17 protein-coding genes and 1 pseudogene are annotated in these 22,849 nt (G+C 71.0%); 12 read left to right on the top strand and 6 right to left on the bottom strand.

Going from position 1 to position 22,849, the window contains the following annotated elements:
- Positions 1-669 precede the first annotated feature (669 nt).
- On the bottom strand, positions 670-1,002 hold the full coding sequence (locus Apa02nite_RS37275) for a hypothetical protein (protein WP_203829233.1): 333 nt from the start codon (positions 1,000-1,002) through the stop codon (positions 670-672).
- A gap of 16 nt (positions 1,003-1,018) precedes the next feature.
- Between Apa02nite_RS37275 and Apa02nite_RS51415 the strand changes: the two are divergent.
- Positions 1,019-1,168, top strand: a pseudogene (locus Apa02nite_RS51415) (hypothetical protein); the annotation flags it as partial.
- Positions 1,169-1,245: 77 nt separating this feature from the next.
- On the opposite strand, the gene Apa02nite_RS37270 reads toward Apa02nite_RS51415, so the two are convergent.
- Positions 1,246-2,094 (bottom strand): SDR family NAD(P)-dependent oxidoreductase, encoded by an 849-nt coding sequence (locus tag Apa02nite_RS37270; protein WP_239164807.1) that lies wholly within the window; start codon positions 2,092-2,094, stop codon positions 1,246-1,248.
- 124 nt (positions 2,095-2,218) lie between these two features.
- Between Apa02nite_RS37270 and Apa02nite_RS37265 the strand changes: the two genes are divergently transcribed.
- The 5 genes from Apa02nite_RS37265 (at position 2,219) to Apa02nite_RS37245 (ending at position 7,724) form a co-directional block, all read left to right on the top strand.
- Positions 2,219-3,064, top strand: a complete 846-nt coding sequence (locus Apa02nite_RS37265; RefSeq protein ID WP_307872018.1) for a helix-turn-helix transcriptional regulator — start codon at positions 2,219-2,221, stop codon at positions 3,062-3,064.
- A 186-nt stretch (positions 3,065-3,250) separates the two neighbouring features.
- Complete coding sequence (locus Apa02nite_RS37260; RefSeq protein WP_203829232.1) at positions 3,251-5,107, top strand: alpha/beta hydrolase family protein; 1,857 nt, start codon at positions 3,251-3,253, stop codon at positions 5,105-5,107.
- Between the two features lie 33 nt (positions 5,108-5,140).
- The gene (locus Apa02nite_RS37255; RefSeq protein ID WP_239164806.1) at positions 5,141-5,674 is read left to right on the top strand and encodes a S1 RNA-binding domain-containing protein; all 534 of its coding nucleotides are present in this window, start codon (positions 5,141-5,143) and stop codon (positions 5,672-5,674) included.
- A gap of 102 nt (positions 5,675-5,776) precedes the next feature.
- Positions 5,777-7,033: an alkaline phosphatase gene (locus Apa02nite_RS37250; RefSeq protein ID WP_203829231.1), complete on the top strand. Its 1,257-nt coding sequence runs from the start codon at positions 5,777-5,779 to the stop codon at positions 7,031-7,033.
- Positions 7,034-7,061: 28 nt separating this feature from the next.
- The gene (locus Apa02nite_RS37245) at positions 7,062-7,724 is read left to right on the top strand and encodes a hypothetical protein (protein WP_203829230.1); all 663 of its coding nucleotides are present in this window, start codon (positions 7,062-7,064) and stop codon (positions 7,722-7,724) included.
- Here Apa02nite_RS37245 and Apa02nite_RS37240 read toward each other — a convergent pair.
- On the bottom strand, positions 7,721-8,482 hold the full coding sequence (locus Apa02nite_RS37240) for a GNAT family N-acetyltransferase (protein WP_239164805.1): 762 nt from the start codon (positions 8,480-8,482) through the stop codon (positions 7,721-7,723). The genes Apa02nite_RS37245 and Apa02nite_RS37240 overlap by 4 nt on opposite strands.
- Positions 8,483-8,952: 470 nt before the next feature.
- Between Apa02nite_RS37240 and Apa02nite_RS37235 the strand changes: the two genes are divergently transcribed.
- Complete coding sequence (locus tag Apa02nite_RS37235) at positions 8,953-10,173, top strand: MFS transporter (protein ID WP_203829228.1); 1,221 nt, start codon at positions 8,953-8,955, stop codon at positions 10,171-10,173.
- A gap of 225 nt (positions 10,174-10,398) precedes the next feature.
- Here the strand turns inward: Apa02nite_RS37235 and Apa02nite_RS37230 are convergent, their stop codons facing one another.
- Together Apa02nite_RS37230 and Apa02nite_RS37225 are read right to left on the bottom strand one after the other, a co-directional pair.
- Positions 10,399-12,666 (bottom strand): S9 family peptidase, encoded by a 2,268-nt coding sequence (locus tag Apa02nite_RS37230; RefSeq protein ID WP_203829227.1) that lies wholly within the window; start codon positions 12,664-12,666, stop codon positions 10,399-10,401.
- Positions 12,667-12,691: 25 nt separating this feature from the next.
- The gene (locus Apa02nite_RS37225) at positions 12,692-13,357 is read right to left on the bottom strand and encodes a DUF4097 family beta strand repeat-containing protein (protein WP_203829226.1); all 666 of its coding nucleotides are present in this window, start codon (positions 13,355-13,357) and stop codon (positions 12,692-12,694) included.
- Between the two features lie 265 nt (positions 13,358-13,622).
- On the opposite strand from Apa02nite_RS37225, the gene Apa02nite_RS37220 reads away from it, so the two are divergent.
- Positions 13,623-14,261, top strand: coding sequence for a hypothetical protein (locus Apa02nite_RS37220; protein ID WP_203829225.1), 639 nt, complete (start codon positions 13,623-13,625; stop codon positions 14,259-14,261).
- A gap of 27 nt (positions 14,262-14,288) precedes the next feature.
- On the opposite strand, the gene Apa02nite_RS37215 is transcribed toward Apa02nite_RS37220, so the two are convergent.
- Positions 14,289-17,381: a PAS domain S-box protein gene (locus tag Apa02nite_RS37215; RefSeq protein ID WP_239164804.1), complete on the bottom strand. Its 3,093-nt coding sequence runs from the start codon at positions 17,379-17,381 to the stop codon at positions 14,289-14,291.
- A 218-nt stretch (positions 17,382-17,599) separates the two neighbouring features.
- On the opposite strand from Apa02nite_RS37215, the gene Apa02nite_RS37210 reads away from it, so the two are divergent.
- The 4 genes from Apa02nite_RS37210 (at position 17,600) to Apa02nite_RS37195 (ending at position 22,742) form a co-directional block, all read left to right on the top strand.
- Positions 17,600-19,234 (top strand): methyl-accepting chemotaxis protein, encoded by a 1,635-nt coding sequence (locus tag Apa02nite_RS37210; RefSeq protein WP_203829224.1) that lies wholly within the window; start codon positions 17,600-17,602, stop codon positions 19,232-19,234.
- 425 nt (positions 19,235-19,659) lie between these two features.
- Positions 19,660-20,670, top strand: coding sequence for a DUF3500 domain-containing protein (locus Apa02nite_RS37205; protein WP_203829223.1), 1,011 nt, complete (start codon positions 19,660-19,662; stop codon positions 20,668-20,670).
- Complete coding sequence (locus Apa02nite_RS37200; RefSeq protein WP_203829222.1) at positions 20,670-22,067, top strand: nickel/cobalt transporter; 1,398 nt, start codon at positions 20,670-20,672, stop codon at positions 22,065-22,067. The genes Apa02nite_RS37205 and Apa02nite_RS37200 overlap by 1 nt, the downstream gene beginning before the upstream one ends.
- A 54-nt stretch (positions 22,068-22,121) precedes the next feature.
- A complete protein-coding gene (locus Apa02nite_RS37195; protein ID WP_232344521.1) occupies positions 22,122-22,742 on the top strand; it encodes a TetR/AcrR family transcriptional regulator in 621 nt (206 codons plus the stop codon).
- Positions 22,743-22,849: the final 107 nt, after the last annotated feature.

The raw sequence follows: 22,849 nt of genomic DNA, 5'->3' as shown, positions 1-22,849 counted from the left end.
ATACCACTCAGCTTAAGTTGATCTTGATGGAGCGCCGGCGGCTGGAACCGTCTGGCCCGCAGGGGCATCCCGGTCCGGGCAGTGGCGCGGGTGACCGGATGTCGGCGAGTACCCGGCCGTGCGCTCGCGGCCGGGGGTGTCACCGGCCCCGGTCGGGGGGTGAACACGGTGTCTGCCCGGGAAGCGTCGAGCACGATAATCGCCGGCTGGTCACCCTCGATCACCCGGTGGGCGGCGAGGGTGCACATGCCCGCTCGGATGTACCTGTCGCCGCCGGGCGGGGCGGTGAGAGTCCGCAATGCCAGATCGCGTGCGGCTACCGCCCACCTGGGGGCGGTAGCGGCACGCACCACCGGATCGCGGACCGCCACCGCCCCCGAACCCGACCGAGCGCGGACTCCGGCCGCCCCTTCGCCGAGCGCGGACTCCGGCCGCAGCCGGATCGCGCCGACCAGCGCGAGCAGATCCCGCGGCAGTTTTTCTGTCATCTCCTCGAGTCTTCCGATACGCCGTATCAGGAACCGATACGCCGTATCGGCATTTCGTACGCCGATACGATCGCGCCGTGACAGAGACCCGCGGACCGCTCTGGACGCGTCCGGCCAACCCGAATGCCTCACCAGGAAGGCGGTTGTCTCCTGCGCCGTCGGTCTTGCTGACCGAGAAGGATCAGAAGCAGTTTCGGTACGGCGGATAGCCGCCGAACTCTTCGCCCGGCCGATGAGCCTCTACTCGTTCTTTGAGCGCAAGGAGGACCTGATCGACCTCATGGTGGATCACGTGTCCGGCGAGATGCTGCTCGACGAGATCCCGGCGGGGGACTGGCGTGCCGCCCTGCGCGCCGTGCTGCACCGGCAGATCGCGGTCGGCCGGCAGCACCCCTGGCTGATGAGCGTGCTCGGGGCGCGGGCGGCGATCGGCCCGAACGCGGCTCGCCACGCGGAACAGCCGCTCGCCGCGATCGCCGGACCGGGCGCTCGCGCTGCTGCGGGCCGTCGACACGTACCTGTTGGGGTTCGTGACCGTGGCCGGGCAGGAGGCGGCCGCCCGGCGGCGCGACCAGGACTGGCAGGCGTCGACGGACGCGTACTTCGCCGAGCTCACCGCCGGTGGCGACCTGCCGCATCTGGCCGCGGCGGGCCGGCCGGGTCTGCTGCGCGGCGCCGGTGACGACTGGATCGCGGACTTCGACGAGGGGCTGACCTGGCTGCTCGACGGCTTCGCCCGGACGTTGCCGGGCGGAGGTCAGCCGACGAGCGCGGCCGTCGCCTCCCACAGTTCCCGGGCCACCGCCGCGTCCTGCCCGGCCCGGCTGGGCTTACGGATCAGCGGATATCCGGTGAAGCTGAACAGCCCGTCCGGCCCCACATAGGCGTTCCCCGGCACGTCCTCGGTGGCCGCGTAGAGCAGCGGCAGCGCACCCTGCTCCATCCCCTGCACCAGGAACGGCATCCGATTGATCAGCCCCAATGACGAATGTGACACCAGGCCGGTCCGCGCCACACCCGGATGCGCGATCACCGACCGGACCGGGCTGCCTGCCGCCGTCAGCCGGCGCTGCAATTCCAGCGAGAACAGCACCACCGCGAGCTTCGACGCCTCATAGGCGGCCAGCGAGTTGTACTTGCGAGCCCGCCAATCAAGATCGGACAGGTTCAGCTTGGCGAACCGGTGCAGCTGGCTGCCGACCGTCACCACCCGGCCGGTGATCCGGGGCAGCAGCAGGTCGGTCAGCACGAACGGCCCGAAGTAGTTGGTCGCGGTCTGCACGTCGAAGCCCTGCGCCGTGCGTGCCGCCGGGACGTCCATCACCCCGGCGTTGTTGAGCAGTACGTCGATGTCACCGGTCCAGGAGTCGGCGAATTGTCGTACCGAATCGAAGTCAGCGACATCGAGCCGGCGGACCTCGAACTCTCCGCGCATCCCGGCCACCGCACGCCGCGCCTTGTCCACGTCACGCACGGCCAGCACCACGTGCGCGCCCACCCGGCCGAGCTCACGCGTCGTCACCAGCCCGATCCCGCCGCCCGCGCCGGTGATCACCACCGTCTTGCCGGTCATGTCCATCAGCTGCTCCGCGGTCCACTTGGCCATGGTCGAGACTCCTCAGGTAGGGGCCTCCAGTAGGCACCGCCCGGCCCACCCGGATGAAGGCCCTGCTCAACCGCTGAATGCCAGGGCGTGGCTAACCCCCGCCCGGCTGCTGGACGATGAGCGGGTGGACACAGCACTGGACCGGGCCGGCCTGGCCGCCTTCCTGCGCGGACGCCGGGAGGCCCTGCAACCCGAGGACGTCGGACTGCGCCGCGGCCCCCGCCGGCGCACCAGCGGCCTGCGCCGCGAGGAGGTGGCCGAGTTGTGCGACATGTCGGCTGACTACCTGGCCCGTCTCGAACGCGGCAGCGGCTCGCAACCATCCGCGCAGATGGCCGCCGCCATCGCCCGCGGCCTGCGCCTGACCCCGGACGAACGTGACCACCTGTTCCTGCTCTGCGGTCACCGTCGGCAACCCCAGCACCGCGGCGACACGCACATCAGCCCCGGACTGCTCCGCGTCATGGACCGCCTGCAGGACACTCCGGCCCAGATCATCGGCCCGATCGGCGAGACGCTGCTGCAGACCCCGCCCGCGGTCGCGCTGCTCGGCGACGAGACCCGGTACACCGGCCCGGCCCGCAGCGCCCTCTACCGCTGGTTCACCGATCCGCGCGCCCGCGACCGCTACCTGTCCGAGGATCATCACCTGCACAGCCGCGTCTACGTCGCCGTCCTGCGCACCATTGTCTCCGCGCAGGGCCCCGGCTCACCGGCCGCGTCATTTGTCGCTGACCTGCAGGAATACCCCGAATTCACCGACCTGTGGCACCGCCAGGAGGTCGGCCTGCGCTGGAGCAACGCGAAACGCTTCGTCCACCCCGAGGTCGGCCGCCTCGACCTGTTCTGCCAAACCCTGCTCGACCCGGACCAGAGCCAGTCCCTGCTGATCTTCACAGCCTCGCCCGGTACGGAGAGTCACGACAAACTCTCCCTGCTCACGGTCCTCGGCACGGAAACGTTCGCTTAAAACCCCATATGGTACGAATACGGAGCGCCCGTCCGCAGGCTACAAGCCACGTCCCGTGACGGTCTCGCGCGACACCGCAGCCACTCCCGACCGCGGCGCGCGTCGCGGCACGCCGGCTGGCTCCCAGGGGTGTGTCCGCCCCCTCGAGACACCCCTGACGGCCAGCCGGTTGGCACACTGACCCGCATGACAGGTCTGACCGCGGAACACGTGGTGGATGGTCGCACCCCGCAGACCCCGGCCCTCGCCCCGGACGGGCGGCGGGTCGCCTACGTCCTCGCGCCCGCCAGCCGGCGCGGTGGCCACGCGAACACCGAGGTCTGGCTGCTCGACGGCACCGCCCGCCGGATCACCGCGGACACCGCGACCGAGTCACAGCCCCGCTGGTCCGCCGACGCGCTGTTCTTCCTGTCCGATCGTGCCCACCGCGGCCGCCCGCAGCTGCACCGTTTCACCGCCGGCACGGTCACCGCCGTGACCAGTTGGGGCGCCGGAATCCTCGACCACCTGCCACTGGCCGACCCCGATCTGGTCGCGCTGCTGGCCGAGGACGAGCCCACCGAGCGCCCCGGCGACGTCATCGTCGTCGGCGAACGCGAACCCCGCGCCCGCCTGCGCCTGCTCGACCTGCGCACCAACCGGATCACCACACCTGACGTGTTCCCCGACCGGCACGTCGTGGGGCTGCGGCAACGCCCCGACGGCGGCCCCCTCGCGGTGCTCACCCAGGCGAGCGCCGACTACGACTACGGCCCGCGCACCGGCCGGCTCCACCTGTTCGACCCGGTCACCGGCGTCGCCGAGGAGCTGGGGCCGGTCGGGGCCGACGCGCACTCCCTGGCCTGGTGGCCGGCCGAGGACGGATGGCACATCGGATATGTCGCCCTCACCCCGCCGGTGCTGCACGCCGGCACGGCCGTCTTCGACTTGTCCCTGACCAGCGGGTCCCGGACCAACCGCACCGCCGGCCTCCCGATGTGCCCCACGGAGCTGTGCCAGACCGGCACCGCCCCGCTGCTCCTGTGCGCCGACGGCCTGACCACCGTGGTGAGCCGCCTCGACCCGGCTGGCCTCACCACCCTGCTCCACCATCCGGGCCGCCTCGACGCGCTCACCGCCACGCCCGACGGCGCGCGGATCGCGGTCCTGGCCACCACCCGCTACCGCCTCGCCGACGTCCACCTCGGCCCGCCGACCGGCCCACTCGACCGGGTCACCGACACCCACCCCGAACTGAACGGCATCCCGCTCGGCACCCAGCAACCCCTCACCTACCACGCCGCCGACGGCCTGGCCCTGGACGGCCTGCTCGTCCTCCCGCCCGGCCACACCGCCGCCGACGGCCCGTTCCCCCTGGTCACGATTGCGCACGGCGGCCCGTACGACCGCTACGCCGACCACCTCCAACTGTCCTGGGCTCCCAGCGCCCAGTGGCTCGCCACCGCCGGTCACGCGGTCTTCCTGCCTAACCCGCGGGGCGGCAAGGGCCACGGCCACGACTTCGCCGCACGGGTCGCCGGCCGAGTCGGGCAGGAGGAGTGGACCGACATCCTGACCGGAATCGACCTGCTCGTCACCCGGGGCATCGCCGACCCGGACCGGCTGGGCATCGCGGGCTGGAGCCACGGCGGTTTCCTGGCCGCGTGGGCCGTCGGCCAGACCGGCCGGTTCCGCGCCGCCCTGGTCGGCGCCGGCGTCACCGACTGGGGAATGCTCGCCGCGACCGGCGAGAACGGTCAGTTCGAGGCGGCTCTCGGTGGCAGCACCGGCTGGTCCGGCCCCGGCCCGCACCCGCACGACGCGGTCAGCCCGATCTCCTTCGCCGGCCGCATCCGTACCCCGGTCCTGATCCTGCACGGCGCGGACGACCCGAACGTCCCGCTGGGCCAGGCCGTCTACCTGCACCGGGCGCTACGCCACTTCGGCGCGGAGCACGAGTTCGTGATCTATCCGAGGGAGGGCCACCGCATCCAGGAACGCCACCACCAACTCGACCTCCTGCACCGCACCCGCGCCTGGTTCGACCGCTGGCTCCGTTCCTGAGCAGCCCGCGCCGGCCGTGGAATCATCCGGTGGGTGAACGAGTCCGAGAATCCTGAGCTGTGGGCCTTTCTCGAGGCGCTCCGCCCGGAACAGTTGCTGACCGGCACGGTGGCGGCCATCGAGCGCTTCGGCGTCTTCGTGGACCTGGACGAGGGACCGAAACATCCCACTTTCCCCGGCGTCGGCTTCATCACCATGCCCGAGCTGACCTGGCGCTGGTTCACCGACGCGTCAGAGATCATCTCCGTGGGGGAGCGGGTCACCTGCGAATTCCTGCAGTTCGACACCACCAACGGCGAGGCCCGCCTGTCGCTGCGCGCCACCCAGCCCAACCCGTTCCAGCAGTTCGCCGCGGCTGTTCGGCCGGGGCAGGTCCTGCGCGGCCCGGTCACCAAGCTGGTCCCGTTCGGCGTCTTCGTCCGCGTCGCGGACGGCATCGAGGGCCTGATCCACCTGAACGACCTCGCCACCGCACCCGAGACGATCCAGGTCGGCGACGAGGTCACCGTCACGATTCTCGAAATCGACCCGCCGCGGCGCCGTGTCGTCCTGTCTCAGCGCCTCTGACCTGCTGAAATGGATCTGGCGACCGCCGAGGCGTTTACTGAGAATCGACGCCCGTCACTGGGCGGACACTCACGGTGAACGCCGACGCTGGAGGAGGACACGATGGTCAGGGACGTACGCCGGGTGACGGCACCGATCGTGACGGGAGTGCTGGCCGCCGCCGGTCTGCTCCTGGCGCACCCGCTCCAAGGAACGCAAGGTTCCAGCCGCCCCGCGGTCCGCAACGTCATCTTCATCAACGGCGACGGGATGGCCGCCGCCCACCGCGAGGCCGCCCGCCTGTACTACGCCGGCCTCGACGGGCAACTCACCATGGACACGTTCCCGTCCTCGGGGCAGTTGACCACCAGCCCGGACGACCCCGAGGACGTGGTGACCGACTCGGCCGCGGGCGCCAGCGCGTGGGCCACCGGCGTACGGACGTACAACGGCGCGATCAGCGTCGACCCGGCCGGTAAGGCGCTGCCCACCCTCGGCGCGCAGGCCAAGGCGGCCGGCAAGGCGACCGGCCTGGTCACCACCGCGCAGGTGACCGACGCCAGCCCGGCGGCGTTCTTCGCCAACGCCACCGACCGGGCCGTGCAGGACGACATCGCCCGGCAATACCTGCAGGTCTCCAAGCCGGACGTGATCCTCGGTGGCGGCGAGGACTGGTGGCTGCCGGCCGGCTCACCGGGCGCCTACCCCGATCAGCCCGCCGAGGATCCCACCGAGGGCAGCCGCGGCACGAAGGGTGACCTGATCGCGCAGGCCCGCGCCGACGGCTACCGCTACGTCTCCACCCCCGCCCAGCTCGCCGCGGCCGGCCCCGGCAAGCTGCTCGGGCTCTTCGCCAACCAGGAGATGTTCCAGCAGCGACCGGAGGGTCAGGGCGACGTCTACGCGCCGGTGGTCAGCCTGGCCACCATGGCTCGCAAGGCGCTGGACACCCTCGCCACCGACCGGGACGGCTTCTTCCTGCTGATCGAGGAGGAGGGTGTCGACGAGTTCGCGCACAACAACAACGGCGCGCGCACCCTGCAGGCGATGGGCGAGCTGGAGAAGGCGGTGACGGTCGCCCGCGACTACGCCGCCCGGCACCGCGACACCCTGGTCGTGGTGACCGGTGACCACGAGACCGGTGGCCTGGCGGTCGAGGAGGTCAACGCCACCGACGAGTCGGGTGACGGCACCTCCGCCGAGGACGGCCCGTTCCCGGTCAAGGGCAGCACGTTCCGCTTCGTCATCGACTGGACGACCACCGCGCACACCGGCCAAGACGTGCCGATCACCGCTTACGGTCCGCTCGCCGACAGGTTCACCGGAAAACACCCCAACACCTTTGTGTACGACGTACTGAAGCCGGTCTTGACCCGTTGAACCACCCGCGGTCCGGTTGAATGGGGCGGTGACCGTCCACGATCTGGCTGCTGCCCTGCCCGGCATCCCGTTGCTCCGTGACCGGTGCCGGGCCCTGGCCATGGTGGAGGAGATCCTGAACCCGGATCGGGAGACCAGGTACTACGCGTTCGACGCGCACTGGGCGCCGGACCAGGAGCTGGCCTCGATGCGCAACGGTGCCGGCGACGCCTGGTCGATCGTGTTCACCCCGGCCGGCGCGTTCCTGCGCGGCTTCGACCACGAGTCGCCGATGAACACCACCGGCGACTCCTTCGATCCGTGGCCGGGCCTGCTCACCGGCCTCCCGGAGGTCTTCGCCGCGCAGGTCACCGAGCCGGCGTTCCTCATCGACGGCACGCTGGCAGCGACCCTCTGCCTGTGGCGCCGGCACGACGACGACCGCTGGCGGGCCGGCCAGATCGACTTCCCGGACGGCGACGACCCGGACGGCGCCGGCTGGTTGTTCCACGTCCTGCTCCAGGGCACCCCGGCGGCGTATCAGGACTTCGCCGAGGCCTACTACGAGACCACCGTCCACCTCGACGCGGTCACGTCCGTTTTCGCCCACCACCCCCTCTCCGACGACCTGATCCACCGTCTGAACCCCGACCTGACCCTGCGAAACCTGGCCGCGGACGCCGCCGAGATCGGTTACCCGGTGCCGGCCTAGCGGAGCACCAGCTCCAGGTTGCTGCCCGCCCGCCGCGCGCCGACGCTCTCGAACAGCGCGATGGCCGCACCGTTGGCCTGGTTCACGTCCGCCGACGCCATCTCGATCCCGCGCCGGTGCGTCGCACCGAGAACCTCGGCCAGCAGTGCCTGCGCGATCCCCCGGCGGCGCAGCCCGTCCCGCACCGCGATCAGCCCGATCCGGGGCTGCCGTGGCAGTGGCGCCACCCGGACCAGTCCCACGTACTGCCCGGCCTGCACGGCAACCGTGTACCTGGCCGGGTCGAGCAGGGGAGTGCCGTCCGGCCGGGCGAGCACTTCCGCCGGCATGTTCTGCCATCCGAGCGTGGCCTCGACCTCGTCCCGGATGACCCGGTCCAGTTCACGCAGCGGCCCCTCGTCAGGCACCGCGATGGTCACCTCCGGCGGAGGCAGGGCGGCGCCGAGCCCGGTGAGCCGCGGATCGGTGGGCATCACGTACTCCCACTCCCTGCGCCGGGGCCCGAACCCGATCCGTTCCCAGCTGATCAGCAGGTCGAGGTCGGCCTCGTCCACCACGGTGTAGAGCGGCCGCGGCAGGTCCGTCAGCATGGCCGCGGCGAGCTGCGCGAACACCGCGCCGTCCCACGCGTCGACGCTGAGAAACATCCGCCCGTCCGGCCGCCGGTTCCCCTCACCGCGCCCGATCACCTGATCGTCGCCGAGGGCGTGCCAGTGCCGCTCGGAAACCCGCGTGACCACGATGACGTGCTTGTTCATATCCATGAGCCTTCCGAGAGCTACTCGTCGAGAGGCTCCCCAGCGACCCTTACGTCAGTCGCCACCCGTGACAACGAGGGGGAGCACCCACATCGAACCAACGTTCACGGGGTCTCACCTCCTCCAGCAGTGCCACGGCCACCCGTACCCTATCGCCACCCGCCGCGGGCATGAACGACGACGGTCGCGTTGCCAGATCGCGTGCGGCTGCCGCCCACCTGGGGCGGTAGCCGCACGCACAAGCCGACCGCGGACCGCCACCGCCCCACCGCGGACCCCTGCCGAGCTGTCGATGAGTGAGCTCGTCGACGTATGGTCAGGTTCGGTGAGGGGAAACCCGGCGAGGAGTTGAGGATGCCCGGTCGTAAGAGCGCGCGTTGACGTCATGGCCGTGAGCGGCCCGTCAGACGCGTGCTGCTCCTGACACGTGCGGCACTGCGGAAACCACCTCGCCTTCCAGGGGTTCCTTCGTGCTGCGCAACGCCGATTTTCGTCGTCTCTGGTTCGGGCAGACCGCTTCTCAACTCGGTGAACACACGAGTCTGGTGATCCTGCCGCTGGTCGCGGTGCTGACGCTCGGCGTCGGCGCGGATCAGCTGGGTGTGCTGCGGGCCGTGGGCCAGGCGCCGCAACTGCTGTTCACGCTGCTCGCCGGGGTGTGGGTGGACCGCCGGCGCACCCGTACCGTGATGGTTCTGTCGGACCTCGGACGGGCCTTGACGCTGGGCGCGGTCGCTCTCGCCGCCCTCGTCGGTGGCCTCGGTCTGCCGGTCCTGCTGGTCGCCGCGTTCGCCACCGGCACCCTGTCGGTGCTCTTCGACGTGGCCTATCAGGCGTCGCTGGTCCGGCTGGTGCGCCGTGACCAGCTGCTGCGCGGCAACAGCGCGCTCGAGGGCAGCCGATCCGTGGCGCAGCTGGGCGGCCCGGCGCTCGGCGGGACGATGATGTCGCTGCTGTCCGCGCCGGTCGCGGCGGTGTCCAGCGCGCTGTTCTTCGTGCTGTCGGTCCTGGCCATCGCGCGGATCCGGCGCCCGGAGACCGTCCCGGAGCCGGCCGTCGGCGGCCGCCGGATCCGTGAAGCGCTCCGCTTCGTCGCCGGTCACCCGCTGCTGCGGCCGATCTGCCTGGCCTCGGCCGGGTTCCAGATGTCCTTCGCCGCTCTGATGACCGCCTACCTGCTCTTCCTGCCGAGACAACTGCACCTTTCCGGTACGACGATCGGTCTCGCCCTCGCCGCCACCGGCCCGGGCGCGGTCCTCGGCGCACTGCTCGCCGCGCGGCTCCCTGTCCGATTCGGATATGGCCCGGTGCTCATCGCGGCCGCGTTCCTCGGCGACGGGGTGATGCTGTGCCTGCCCGCCCTGCACGGAGCCTCCGGTGGCACCGTCGCCGCGCTGATCCTGGTCAACCTGGTTTTCGGCGCGTTCGGCCAGCTGGTCAACGTCACGGTGATGGCCGTGCGGCAGGCGGTCACCTCCGACGCGATGCAGGGCCGCGTCGCCGCGACGATCTCCTTCGCCGGGATGGGCCTGGCCCCGATCGGTGCCCTGCTCGGCGGCCTGCTCGCCGAGCACTGGGGTCTCCGCACCACGCTGCTGCTCACCGCGGCCGCCATGCTGCTGCCACCCCTGGCCATGGCGTTGTCGCCGTTGCGCAGGCTGGGCCCCACCCTGCCCACGCCGGCAGAGTGAGCCCGGCACCGGCCGGTCCCGCCCCGGGCTGGTGCTCACGGAGCGGCCGGTCCCGACCCGGGCTGGTGTTCACTGCTGTCTCGGGCCCGTTGAGGCAGCCGCCAGCACCAGCCCGGGTCGGGAGGTGAGCTGCGATCCCGGCCCCGGCTGGGCACACCCCTGGGGCCCAGCCTGCGGGCCGGAGGCGCGCGGCGGCCGGGTGGGGCGGCCGCGTCGCGCTGCGGGTCAGGCGAAGAGTTCGCTGAGGAGGTCGGGGTCCAGGAGGATGGGGGCGGGGCGGTAGGCCGGGGGATCGGTGGCCAGGAGTTCGCGGGTGAGGAAGTCCCAGGCGCGGGTGCGGACATAGGACAGGCAGTCGATGAAGGCGTGTTCGGCGCCCGGCACGATGAGCAGGTCGAAGGGCTTGTTCGCGGCGACCAGCCGGTCGGCCAGGCGCAGTGTGTGGTCCGGGTGGACGCGGTCGTCCATCTCGCCGTGCACCAGCAGGAGCTTGCCCTCCAGGCGGTCGGCGATCTCCACGTTGGAGGCGCTCAGCCACGCGTCCGGGTTGCCGGCGCCGTCATAGGCCTCGACGAAGTCCAGGCTGAAGAAGCGGGCGTCGTGATAGCCGGACATCGCCACGCCGACCTTGTACAGCGACGGGAAGTCGAGCATCGCCCGGACCGTGGCGAAGCCGCCGCCCGAGTGACCGAAAGCGCCCACCCGCTCCAGGTCCATCCACGGCCGGCTCTCGGCGAGCTGCCGCAGTGCCGCGACGTGGTCGGTCAGCGTGCCGGCGTCGGCGAGCCGGGCCTCGTGGAACGCCTTGTCACGGCCCGGGGTGCCCCGGCCGTCCACCGCGATCACCACGAAGCCGAGTGCCGCGAGAGGTTCCGCGTCGAGGCCCATGCCGCCCGGGTCGAAGCCCGGCGCGACCCGGTTGACCTGCGGACCCGGGTAGATCGTGTCGATCACCGGGTAGCTGCGGGACGGGTCGAAGCCGTGCGGGCGGTACAGGATGCCGTAGATGTCGGTGACACCGTCGGCGGCCTTCACCCGGAAGCGCTCCGGCGGGGTCCAGCCGGTGGCGGTGAGCTTGCCGATGTCGGCGCGCTCCAGCTCGACGAGCACCCGCCCGCTCCAATCGCGGACCGTGGTCACCGGGGCGGTGTCGACGGTGGAGGCGGCGTCGAGGAAGTAGCGGCCGTGCTCCGGCAGCGTGACGACGTGGTCCAGGGCGTCGTCGGTCAGCTTGCGGAAGTCGGTGCCGTCCAGACCGATTCTGCACACGGTACGGCGGTACGGGTCCTCCGCCACCAGTCCCGCCGCGACGAAGTAGACGACCCGCTCGGCCTCGTCCACGTGCAGGATCTGGCGTACCGCCCACGCGCCGGTGGTGACCTGGCCGAGCAGCTCGCCGGTGTGCAGGTCGTAGCGGTAGAGGTGGCCCCAGCCGTCACGCTGCGAATACCAGAGCACCTCACCGCCGAGCACCCGCACAATCGGCAGGTCGTACGCCCACTGGTTCGGCTCGACCCGGGTGGCGCCGGTCTCGCTGAGCACCGTGGTGACCGCGCCGGTGATCGGGTCGAGCCGGTGCAGGGTGAGCGTGCGCCGGTCGCGGGGCTGGCTGAGGTAGTAGACCGCGGAACTGTCCGGGGCCCACCACGCCGAGCCGCCCATCACCGGGGACATCATCGGCATGTTCACCGGCTCGGCCTGCGCGCGGACCAGGGTGCCGGTGGCGACGTCGAGCACCACCAGCTCACCGCGGGGCAGGTGCTCGTCGCCGGCGTACGCGTACCGCTGGGTGTGCAGTTGTGGCGGGCCGCCGTCGGTGGGTCGCGCCTCGATCAGGTGGGTCTCGCGGACCTCGCGTTCGTCGGTGCGGTGGGTGAGCACCTTTGTCGAGTCGGGTGACCAGGCCACCGCGGGCGGCAGGTGCGGCAACCCGAATTTCCGCAACAGGGTGCTGTTGCCGAGGCATTCCGGGCTGGAACCGTACCGGTAGGCGGGCGCGCCGTCGCTGGTCAGCGCCCACTCGTGGCCGTCGGTGAGCGAGCGCGCCCAAAGGTCGTGGCCGCGCTGGGACACCGCGACCTTGTGATCCGGCGACGGCACGTCGAGCGGGCTGCCCGGCATGGTGAACTCGGCGCGCTCGACCGCGTAGGTGTCCAGGTGGCAGCGCCAGTACTCGCCGAACGCGTCGAACTCGACGGTGGATCCGGCCGGGTCGATGGCCGTGATCGGCAGGGCGTCCGGGTCGACCGGGTGGCCGGCCGCGGTGGCCAGCGCGGCGGCGAGCCGGGCGTGATCGAAAGCGGGCTCGCGGGTGCCGGCTTCCGGGTCGACCAGCACAAAGCGTTTACCGGCGCCGGTGCTCACCGCGTACCAAAAATGGTCCTTGCCGTTGATCCACCGCGGGCGGACGCGGTCACCGATGACGAGTTCGCCGGGGCGGGCCGGGCGGCGCAGGAGGAGCTCGGCGGTCTGGTAGTTCTCGGTCATGCTCATGGTTTCGGGATCCTTGTCGTGAGAGTCAGAGACTGCGGGCGGTGATGTCGCCGTGAGCGGTGGTGGCCTGGATCGTCACGCCGGCACCGCCGGTGTTCGACAGGGCGTTGCGGATCCGGCCGTGGGTGGTTCCGGCGTCCAGGGAGGCGGAGACGCCGCGGGCCGCGTCGGCCGAGATGTTGCCCGATTGGGTACGAAGGACAAGCGCCCCGGCAACTGCCTCGGCCACGCGGATGTCGCCGTGCTGGGTGGTGATCTGGGCAGAACCGGTCAGGCGGCCGACGGTGATGTCGCCGTGGAGCAGGGTGAGGCTGGCCGCCGCGCTCTCGTCGAGCTCGATCGAGCCCTGCGCGCCCTCGACGGTGACGTCGCCGAGCCGGCCGACCCCGCGGACCTCGCCGGCCGCCGTCTTCGCCTCGACCCGGGAACCGGCCGGGAGCTGGACGGTGACCTCGACGACCCCGGAGCTGCCGAGCAGCTTGTGCTGGGGCGCCGGCGTCTCGATCCGCAGCACGCCGTCCCGGTAGTCGACGGTGATCTGCTCGGCGGCCTTGACGTCGCGGCTCTTCGCGGCGTCGGCCGGCCCGATCTCGACGGTGGTGTCGGCACGGTCGGCGGCGATGAACTGGATGCGCCCGGCCGGGATGTCGAGGACGGCGGTGATCGGGCTGGTGGTGGCGAACTGCTGCATGACGAACTCCTTCGATCCGTTGTTTCCGATGTGCAAAACGCTACGTTGCGTTCGCGCATCGAGCAACGGATAAGTTGCCCGTCCACCGCTTTATCGCAGCTAAATCCGATGCAATCGTTGCAACGGGTGGGATTTCAATGCAACGCATCGTTGCATTGGGTGAAAACTGAACGCTATGGGAGCACCCGAATCGCAACCGGGGGAGGAGCCCGTTCGCACCCGGGCGGGGCCAAGGTGGGCGACACCCCCGCATCAAGGAGTAACCGTGAATCTGCGTCGCACCGCTGTCGCCGTCGCCCTGTCCGTAGTGGTCACCGTTCCCGCCGTCACCGTGGGGGTTGCCGCCTTCGCGCAGCCGTCGTCCGGGGTGAGCGCGCTCGGAAAGCCGGCCAAGAGCCCGAAGACCAAACCGGCCAAGCCCGCCAAACCCGCCAAGCCGGCGAAGGCCGTCTTCGCGGTGAACGGAACGGTCACCGCCGTCGACGCCACCGCCGGGACGGTCACCGTCGCGGCGAAGGCGGGCACCAAGAACGTCAAGGGCAAGACCGTGGTGATCACGGTGCCCGAGGACACCCGCATCGTTCTCAACGGCGCCCGGCGGAGCCTGGCCGATCTCGCCGCCGGCAACCGGATCACGGTGACCGGCACGCAGGTCGGCGCGGTCTTCACGGCAGCGAGGATTCAGGCGACCGGCCGGCGCGTCACGCCGTCACCGACGGCGACGCCGACGGCCACGCCCACCGCGACGCCCACCGCCACCCCCACCGCGACGCCGACGGCCACCCCCACCGCGACGCCCACCGCCACGCCGACGGTCACCGTCGCGCCCACGGCCACGCCCACCGCCACTCCGGACCCGACGGACTCGGCCGACCCGGACGCGTCCGCCGACTCGGGTTCCTGACCCGCGGACCGGCTCGTCGTAACGGGGTCAGGTGGTCTGCGGGTGCCGTTGCGGGGCCTGCGGATGCCGGTCCCGCGGCAGCGGTTCACGCTCGTCCGGCCCGGCCGCCGGTCGATGCAGCACGCCGCGCACCCGGCAGAGCAGATCCCGGCTGGTGAAGGGCTTCTCGATGATGGTGACGCCGTCCTGCAGGGTGCCGTTCTCGGTCAGGACGGGCTCCGCGTAACCCGACATGTAGAGCACCGGCAACGACGGCCGGATCGCCTGGACGCGTGCGGCGACCTCGTTGCCCATCATCTTCGGCATGATCACATCGGTGAGCATCATGTCGATGCGGTCCGGGTGGGTCTGAGCGATGTGGATGCCCTGGGCGCCGCCGGTGGCGGCCAGGACGTGGTATCCGGCCCGGCTCAGGATCCGGACGGCCACCTGCCGGAGCGCGTCCTCGTCCTCGACCAGCAGGATCGTCTCGGTCGCCGGGCCGGCCGCCGCCGTGACGTCGACCCGGACGTCGGTGGCGGGGACGTCGGTGGGAGCGTCCACGGCGGGAAGCACGACCGTGACGGTGGTGCCGATGCCGGCCTCGGAGTAGAGATGAACGTCGCCGCCCGCGGCGGTGGCGATGCCGTACACGGTGGCCAGGCCCAGTCCGGTGCCGGATCCCTTGGGCTTGGTGGTGTAGAACGGCTCGAAGGCACGCTCGATGACGTCCGCGGGCATGCCGGTGCCGGTGTCGCTGACCCGCAGGCGTACGTAGCGGCCCGGCTGGAGATTGGTCGCGGACATGTCGTCGGCGTCGATGTCGGCGTTCGTGGTGTCGATCGACAGGGTGCCGCCGCCGGGCATCGCGTCGCGGGCGTTCACCGCCAGGTTGACCAGGATCTGCTCGATCTGACCGGGGTCGGCGTAGACCGGCCACAGCTTCTGGTCCCGGGTGGTCACCAGGTGGATGTGCTCGCCGAGGGTGCGGCGCAGCATCGGTTCCACGTCACCGATCACGTGGTTGAGCACGAGCACCTGCGCTTGGGTGATGTCCCGGCGGCCGAACGCGAGCAGCTGCTTGGTGAGCCGGGTGGCCCGCTCGGCGGCCCGCGCGATCTGGTCGAGATCGGTACGCACCGCGGCCGTGTCCTCCGGGCCGGCCGCCGGGTCCTCGAGGGTCTCAATGATCAGCTCGGTGTAGTTGGTGATCACGGCGAGGATGTTGTTGAAGTCGTGGGCGACCCCGCCGGCGAGCTGGCCGAGGCTCTCCAGCCGCCGGGTGTGCTGCAGGCGGCGTTCGCTCGCGTCCCGCTCGGCCTGGGCGATCAGCCGTTCCCGCTCGGCCTGGGCGATCATGCGGTCGGTGACGTCGCGGATGGCCGTGGAGACGATCATGCCCTGCTCGGTCTCGAGCGCGGACAGGCTGATCTCGGCCGGGAACTCGCTGCCGTCCTTGCGGACCGCGGTCAGCGCCTGCCCGGCTCCCATCGGCCGGCTCCTCGGCTCGGTGAAGTAGCCGTCGCGTTGATGGGGATGGGTGCCGCGCAGCCGCTCCGGCACCAGGACGTCGACGGACTGTCCCACCAGCTCCTGCCGCTGGTAGCCGAACAGCCGCTCGGCCTGGGCGTTGATCAGCGCGATGGTGCCGTCCCTGGTGACCCAGATGATCGCGTCCGGGGCGGCCTCCAGGAGCCCCTCGAACATGGCGTCGGCGCGCTGCCGGGCGGTGAGGTCCCGCGCGATCGACGCGATACCGGCGATCCGATCGTCCGGGCCGGTGATCGGTGACAGGGTCAGCGACACCGTCACGGTGGACCCGTCCTTGCATACCCGTTGCACCTGCTGCTGCTCGATCCGCCCGCCCCGGGCAATGCTCTCGACCAGCAGCGACGCGGCCTCCTGCTGGCTCGGGTGGACCAGCATGGACGTCCGGCGGCCGACCGCCTCGGCCCGGGGGTAGCCGTAGAGATTCTCGGCGCCGGTGTTCCAGTCGGTGATGACGCCGTCGACGGTCGTGGCGATGATCGCGTCGGACGACGATTCGACGATCACGGCGAGACGTTCCCGTTCGGCCAGCGCCCGGGCCCGCCCGGCCAGCGCGGCGGCCTGCCCGGCCAGCTCGGTGAACTGGGCCAGGTCGTCCTCGGCGAACAGGCTGCGATAGCGGCCGAGCACCAGGAGCGCGCCGAGCCCGTCGGAGGTGTCCACCGGCGCCACGGTCACGAACCGGGTGCCGGTCGCCCGGGCGAATGCCACGGCCACCGCGGGCGGCTGGGTCCAGCCGGCCAGCGCGTCGATGAGCTGGCGGCCGGCCAGTAGTTCGTCCAGGTCGGCTCGCGTGAATTCCGGCTGGCCGGCAGTCGGGCCGGCCGCGCCGGACACCCGCGCCGGGCCGTTCTCCGGCGCGGTCAGCACCACGACCGCGTCCGCGCCGAGCACCCGCGCGGCGCCCTCGCAGTAGCACTGCCAGGTTCGGGCGGCCGGCTCGTCGGCCGGAGCCGCCAGCAGGCGGCGCATGACGGTGTACGCCGCCCGCCAGGACCAGGCCCGGCGCAGCCAGCGTGGTGGCACGAACGCCAGGAGGTACAGGATCGCCGACAGCAACGCGATCATGCGGGCGTCCGCGGCCAGCTTCCGGCCACCGCCGGCGACCAGCAGCGCGACCCCGAACAGCGCGGTCCCGCCGGAGGCGGCCCACAGCCGGAGGCGGGCCGCTCCGCCCCGGCTCCGGGCTTCGATCGCCAGGAACCACGCCGCCGTGGCCTCGACGGCGAAGAACACCACGACGCAGGGCCAGATGACGTGGGGTGGCAGCGGATACGGCAGGACCAGCACGGGCACCGCGCTGAGCGCCCAGGCGCCCGTGGCGCCGATCAGCAGGGACCTCGGCACCGGCCGGAGCCGGCCGGCCAGCCGCAGGGTCAGGACCGGCTGGGCCAGCAGCAGCGCCGAGAAGAGTCCGCGTACCGACCGGGACGGCTCGCCGACCAGACGGCTGAAAATGGCCAGCACGAACAGCATGCCCACCGCGGCGAAAACGTAGATGACGTCACGGAGCAATGGGTCGCGATCGCGGAGATACCGCCATGACACCCAGAGCAGGATCAGGACAAAAATTGCGGTTACCGACAGCGTCATGGTGCCCTCTGTCCCGCCGTGGCCATCCCGGCATCAGGTTTGTGGCCGGTTCAGCGTAGGCCCGAAATGTGGCGACCAGCCGCGAAGTCGGTTACCGGGGCAAGGACTGACCTTTCACGGGGTTTCCCGAATGAAGCCCTGAGCAGGCCGGGAGTCGCATAGTGAGGTGATCACCGGTAGTGCCCGGTGTCCACGACGAGGAAGGCCTGGGTGTGAGGATGAGCTTTGCCGACATCACCACCGCAGCAGCGGACGTGCGGCCCCGCCGGGCTTCGCTGGCCGACCTCAGTGTCCGGGTCAAGGTGATCGCCGCGGTGGTGACGGCGGCCGCGGTGGCGCTTATCGTCGGCATCGTCGGATTGGTCTCGCTCAGCAGCGCGAGCAGTTCGGCCCAGCTCATTTATCGCAGCAACGTGGCGAGCATCAAAGCGGTGGGTCAACTCAAGAGTGTCGTGACGCAGGCCCGGGTGGACACCGCCAATCAAGCATTGTCGACGGACGATGCCTCGACCAAGAAATTCACCGACGCTTTCCTGGTCGACATGCAGGATTTCACGACGGCGATGCTCGCTTACCGGGACAGCGGGCCCGCCTCCGAGGCGCAGTTGATCGACGATCTGCAGGCCGACTGGGATTCCTACACTGACCTCGCGACCAAGAAATTGATCCCGGCCGGCAAGCGGAACGCGCTGGTCGAGTGGGCGTCGATCCGGGACGGTGAGGTGCTGCCGTTGCTCAAGAAGGTCTACGCCGGTCTGGCCACCCTGGACTCGATGGAGACCGCCGACGCGGCGCGGAACGCCGCGGCGGCCAGGTCGGGCTACGAGTCCAGCCGGACGATGTCGATCATCACGCTGGCCATCGGGCTGGTCCTCGCCCTGGCGCTGGGCTTCCTGGTGGCCGGCAAGATCGTGAAGTCGCTGGCCAAGGTCACCTATGTGTGCGACGGGCTGGCCGAGGGTGACCTGACCCGGCACACCGGCCTGGACAGCCGTGACGAACCCGGCCGGATGGCCCACTCGCTGGACGCCGCGATGACGCGGCTGCGCAGCACCATCGCCACGATCGAGGGCTCGGCCGCCTCGCTGGCCGGCGCGTCCGAGCAGATGACCGGCACCACCGCCCAGATCGCCGCGTCCGCCGAGCAGGCCTCGGTCCAGGCGCAGGCCGTCTCGGCGGCCGCCGAGGAGGTGTCCCGCAGCGTCGAGACGGTGTCCGCGGGCAGCGGGGAGATGGGCGCGTCGATCCGGGAGATCTCCCAGAACGCAGCCGAGGCCGCCCGGGTCGCGTCGGAGGCCGTCACGGTCACCGCGGCCACCTCGGCGACGATGAACAAACTCGGCGCCTCGTCCGCGGAGATCGGCAACGTGATCAAGGTGATCACCTCGATCGCCGAGCAGACCAACCTGCTCGCCCTGAACGCGACGATCGAGGCGGCCCGGGCCGGCGAGCTCGGCAAGGGGTTCGCGGTGGTGGCCAGCGAGGTCAAGGATCTCGCGCAGGAGACCGCCCGGGCGACCGAGGACATCTCCCGCCGGGTCGAGGCGATCCAGGCCGACACCAGCGGCGCGGTCTCCGCGATCGAGGAGATCTCGACGGTGATCGGGCGGATCAGCGAGTTCCAGACCACCATCGCGTCCGCGGTCGAGGAGCAGACCGCCACGACGGCCGAGATGAACCGCAGCGTCGCGGAGGCGTCCAGCGGCACCGGCGAGATCGCGCGGAACATCACCGGGGTGGCCGAGGCGGCCCGGATGACCAGCCAGGGCGTGGTGGAGACCCAGCAGGCGACCTCGGAACTGGCCCGGATGTCCACCGAACTGAACAGTTTGGTCTCCACGTTCCGCCTCTGAGGGCCCCGTTCGTCATTAATATCGTCGACAATCCTGTTGTCAGTTTTGCCGACGACGGCGCCCCGCTTCCCGTTCGTCTGCCTGCGTATCAGCAGGTCAGCGGCCCGGAGTAGCCGCCGGTAATTGCCGTAAATGGCGCGGAAGAATGTGAACTTCTTCCGCGCTCCGTGCTATTTAAAATAGCTCCACCGGCATTCTCGTCAATGGTGTTAAACGGCCGTCACGGCTGTCCTGAGCTGGGTAAACGGCATACGATCCGTGGTATGTAGCCGGTGGTATGCGTGGGGGCCACGGAAAATTGGAGCTTGCGCGGACGGTGAAGGCGAATATGCTCAACGCCTATTCATGCCTGTCGATCTCAGGCGTGAAATCACACAGGAAGGCCTGTCCCCGTGAGAACGAGATCCGCTCTCATCGCCACCGGCGTGACCCTCGCACTGGTGACCACCGGCGCGGCGCCCAGCGCCCACGCCGCCACCCCGGCACCCGCGCCGGCCGCGGCGGTCGCCGACACCACCCCGGCCATCGTCAGCGCGGCGAACGCGTTCCTCGCCACCCTGACCACCGCACAGAAGACCGCGGTGCAGTACGCCTGGACCAACACCACCCAGCGCAAGAAGTGGTCCAACCTGCCACAGGGCCTCTACACCCGTACCGGCCTGATGTGGGGGAACCTGACCGCGGCTCAGCAGAACGCCTGGCTGGCGGTCATGCAGGTCACCCTCAGCCCGGAGGGCTACCAGCGGGTCCGCCAGGAGTGGGCCGCCGACGACAAGCTGGTCAGCGGCGGCGGGCTGCTCTACGGCCAGAAGTACTACTGGATCGCGCTGATCGGCACCCCGTCGGCCACCACACCGTGGCAGTGGCAGTGGGGTGGTCACCACGTGACCGTCAACGCCACCGTCTCCGGTGCCTCGGTCGCCCTCTACCCGAGCTTCATCGGCGCGCAGCCGGGCACCTACACCGGCAGCACCGGCAGCACTGTCACGCCGCTCGGTGACATCTGGACGTCCGCGTACTCGCTGGTCAGCTCGTTGACCACGGCGCAGAAGGCGCAGGCGGTGCGCGGCAGCACGTACATCGACCTGCTCTACGGCCCCGGCCAGGACACCCGGGCGCCGCTCTACGAGGGTGTCGCCGGCTCGGCGCTGACCGCCGCGCAGAAGACCCAGCTGCTCACCCTGATCAGCAAGTACGGCAACTTGGTCAACGCCGAGGACGCGGCGACCCGGCTCGCCGAGATCCAGGCCACCCTCGATCAGACGTACTTCGCCTGGTACGGGCCGACCACCAGCACCGGGGCCGCGTACTTCCGGGTCACCGGTCCGCGGGTGATCATCGAGTACTCGCCGCAGGCGATGGGTGGCACCGCCGCGAACCACATCCACGGGATCTACCGCGACCCGCAGAACGACTACGGCTCAGCGATCGACTGATGACGACCTCGGCCTCCGGCCGCGCGCGGAGGGTGCCGGCCCTGCTGCTGGCGCCCTTCGTGGCGACGGTCCTCCTCCTGCTGCTCCCCGCGAGCCCCGCCTGGGCCCATCCGCTCGACGTGTCCCGGCAGACCTCCTACGTCACGGTCGCCCCCGACGCGGTCACCGTCGAGGTCGAGCTGGCGGCCGGGGTGCTGGTCGCCGCGGACTTCATCGCCGATCTCGACCGCGACCACAACAAACTCTTCAGTACGGACGAGGGCCGTGCCTACGCCCGTCGCGTGGTGGCGAAACTGTCCCTGCGCGTGGACGACACCCCGGTGCCGCTCGCGCTGACCGATGTGGAACTGCCGACCTACCTCCAGTCGCAAGCCGGGTACGGCGTCCTGCACCTCACCGCGACCGCCCCGCTGATCCCGGCGGCCGGCGACCACACGCTGTTCTACCGCGACGACTTCACCCCGGCCAAGCCGCAGTACCAGGTGGCCGTGCTCGCGCCGAAGCAGGCGCCGGTCACGATCGGTGAGCAGCGGCACGACGAGGCGCAGCAGCAGGTCAGCGCGACGTTCACGGTCCTGGGCGACACGGCCATGGTGCCGGCGGCGCCACCGGAGCCCGGCGGGTGGGGGATCGAGCGCCTGCTGTCGATGGTGCAGGATCCGTCCCGGTCGGTGTGGGTCACGGTGGCCGCGATCGCGCTGGCCATGGTGCTCGGCGCGTTCCACGCGCTCACCCCGGGACATGGCAAGACCATGATGGCGGCGTACCTGGTCGGCAGTGGCGCGCGGGTCCGGGACGCGCTGGCGCTGGGCGTGTCGGTGACCGTCACGCACACGTCGTCGGTGCTGGTGATCGGGGCGGTGGCGCTGCTGGCGAGCCGGTTCGCGGTGCCGGACGTGTTGGTGCCCGCACTGGAGCTGATCTCCGGGGTGCTGGTGCTCGGGCTGGGACTGCGGTTGTTGTGGCAGCGCCGGGGGGTGCTGCCGTGGGTGCACGGTCACCGTCACTCCCACGCGCACGACCACTCCCACGCGCACGACCACACCCATGACCACGATCACTCTCCGGCCGCTGCCCGGCCGGGGCTGGGGTCGGTGGTGGCGCTGGGGGTCTCCGGCGGGCTGGTGCCCTGTCCGGAGGCGCTCGGCGTGATGATCCTGGCGGTCGGGCTCGGGCACGTCGCCGTGGGGATGTTGCTGATCCTGTCGTTCAGCGCGGGACTCGCCGCCGTGCTGATCGGGATCGGCGTGCTGCTGGTGCGGGCCCGGAGGCTGGTCACGGTTTCTGACCGTTTCCGGCCAGGCGGGTGGGCCCGGCTGCTGCCTCTGGCCAGCGCGGTCGTGGTGGTCGCGCTCGGGACCGGTTTGATCATTCGTACGATGGAGGGAACGGTCTGATCGCACGGCGGACCTTGCCGGGCCGCATCGATCGGGTCGTGAGAGGCTTGCGGGGTGACAACCGCCGACTCGGTACCCCAGATGCGCCGGGGTCGCGGCCGGCCCGGGTATGACCAGGCGGCCGTGCTGCGGACCGCGGTGGAGTTGTTCAACCGCCGGGGGTACGACGCGACGAGCGTCGGCGACCTGGCCAAGGAGCTCGGGCTCACCAAGTCGGCGATCTACCACCACTTCGCCAGCAAGGACGACCTGCTGCGGCTGGCCCTGGCCGACGCGCTCGACGAGCTGACCGAGGTGGTGTCCGAAGCGGTCGGTGACGCCGCGGAAGGTGGCGCCTACGACCGGCTGCGCGAGGTGGTGCGCCGGTCGGTCGAGGTGCTCGTCGCGCACCAGCCGGCGGTCACGCTGCTGCTGCGGGTCCGGGGGAACACACCGGTCGAGGTGGAGGCGCTGAAGCGGCGGCGCTGGCTCGACGAGCAGCTGGCCGGGCTGGTGCGGGCGGCGGTGGCCGAGGGCGCGCTGCGCGACGACCTGCCGCCGGAGTTGGTCAGCCGCCTGTTGTTCGGCATGGTGAACTCGCTGGTGGAGTGGTATCGGCCGGACGGCGCCTTCGACGCGCCGGCGGTCGCGGCGGCGCTGGCGGCGACCGCTTTCGACGGCTTGTTGCGCCGCTGACAGCCCCGAGCGTGTGAAGTTGCGGTCCGCTCCGCACCACAACTCCCCACGCAGAGCCGTGGTGAGCCGTGCGTGGGGAGTTTGGGTGCGCTGCGGACCGTAACTTC

The organism is Actinoplanes palleronii (assembly GCF_016862315.1).
GTDB lineage: Bacteria > Actinomycetota > Actinomycetes > Mycobacteriales > Micromonosporaceae > Actinoplanes > Actinoplanes palleronii.
Note: the sequence above shows the minus strand (reverse complement) of the source record. Positions and strands in the feature narration are given on the sequence as shown.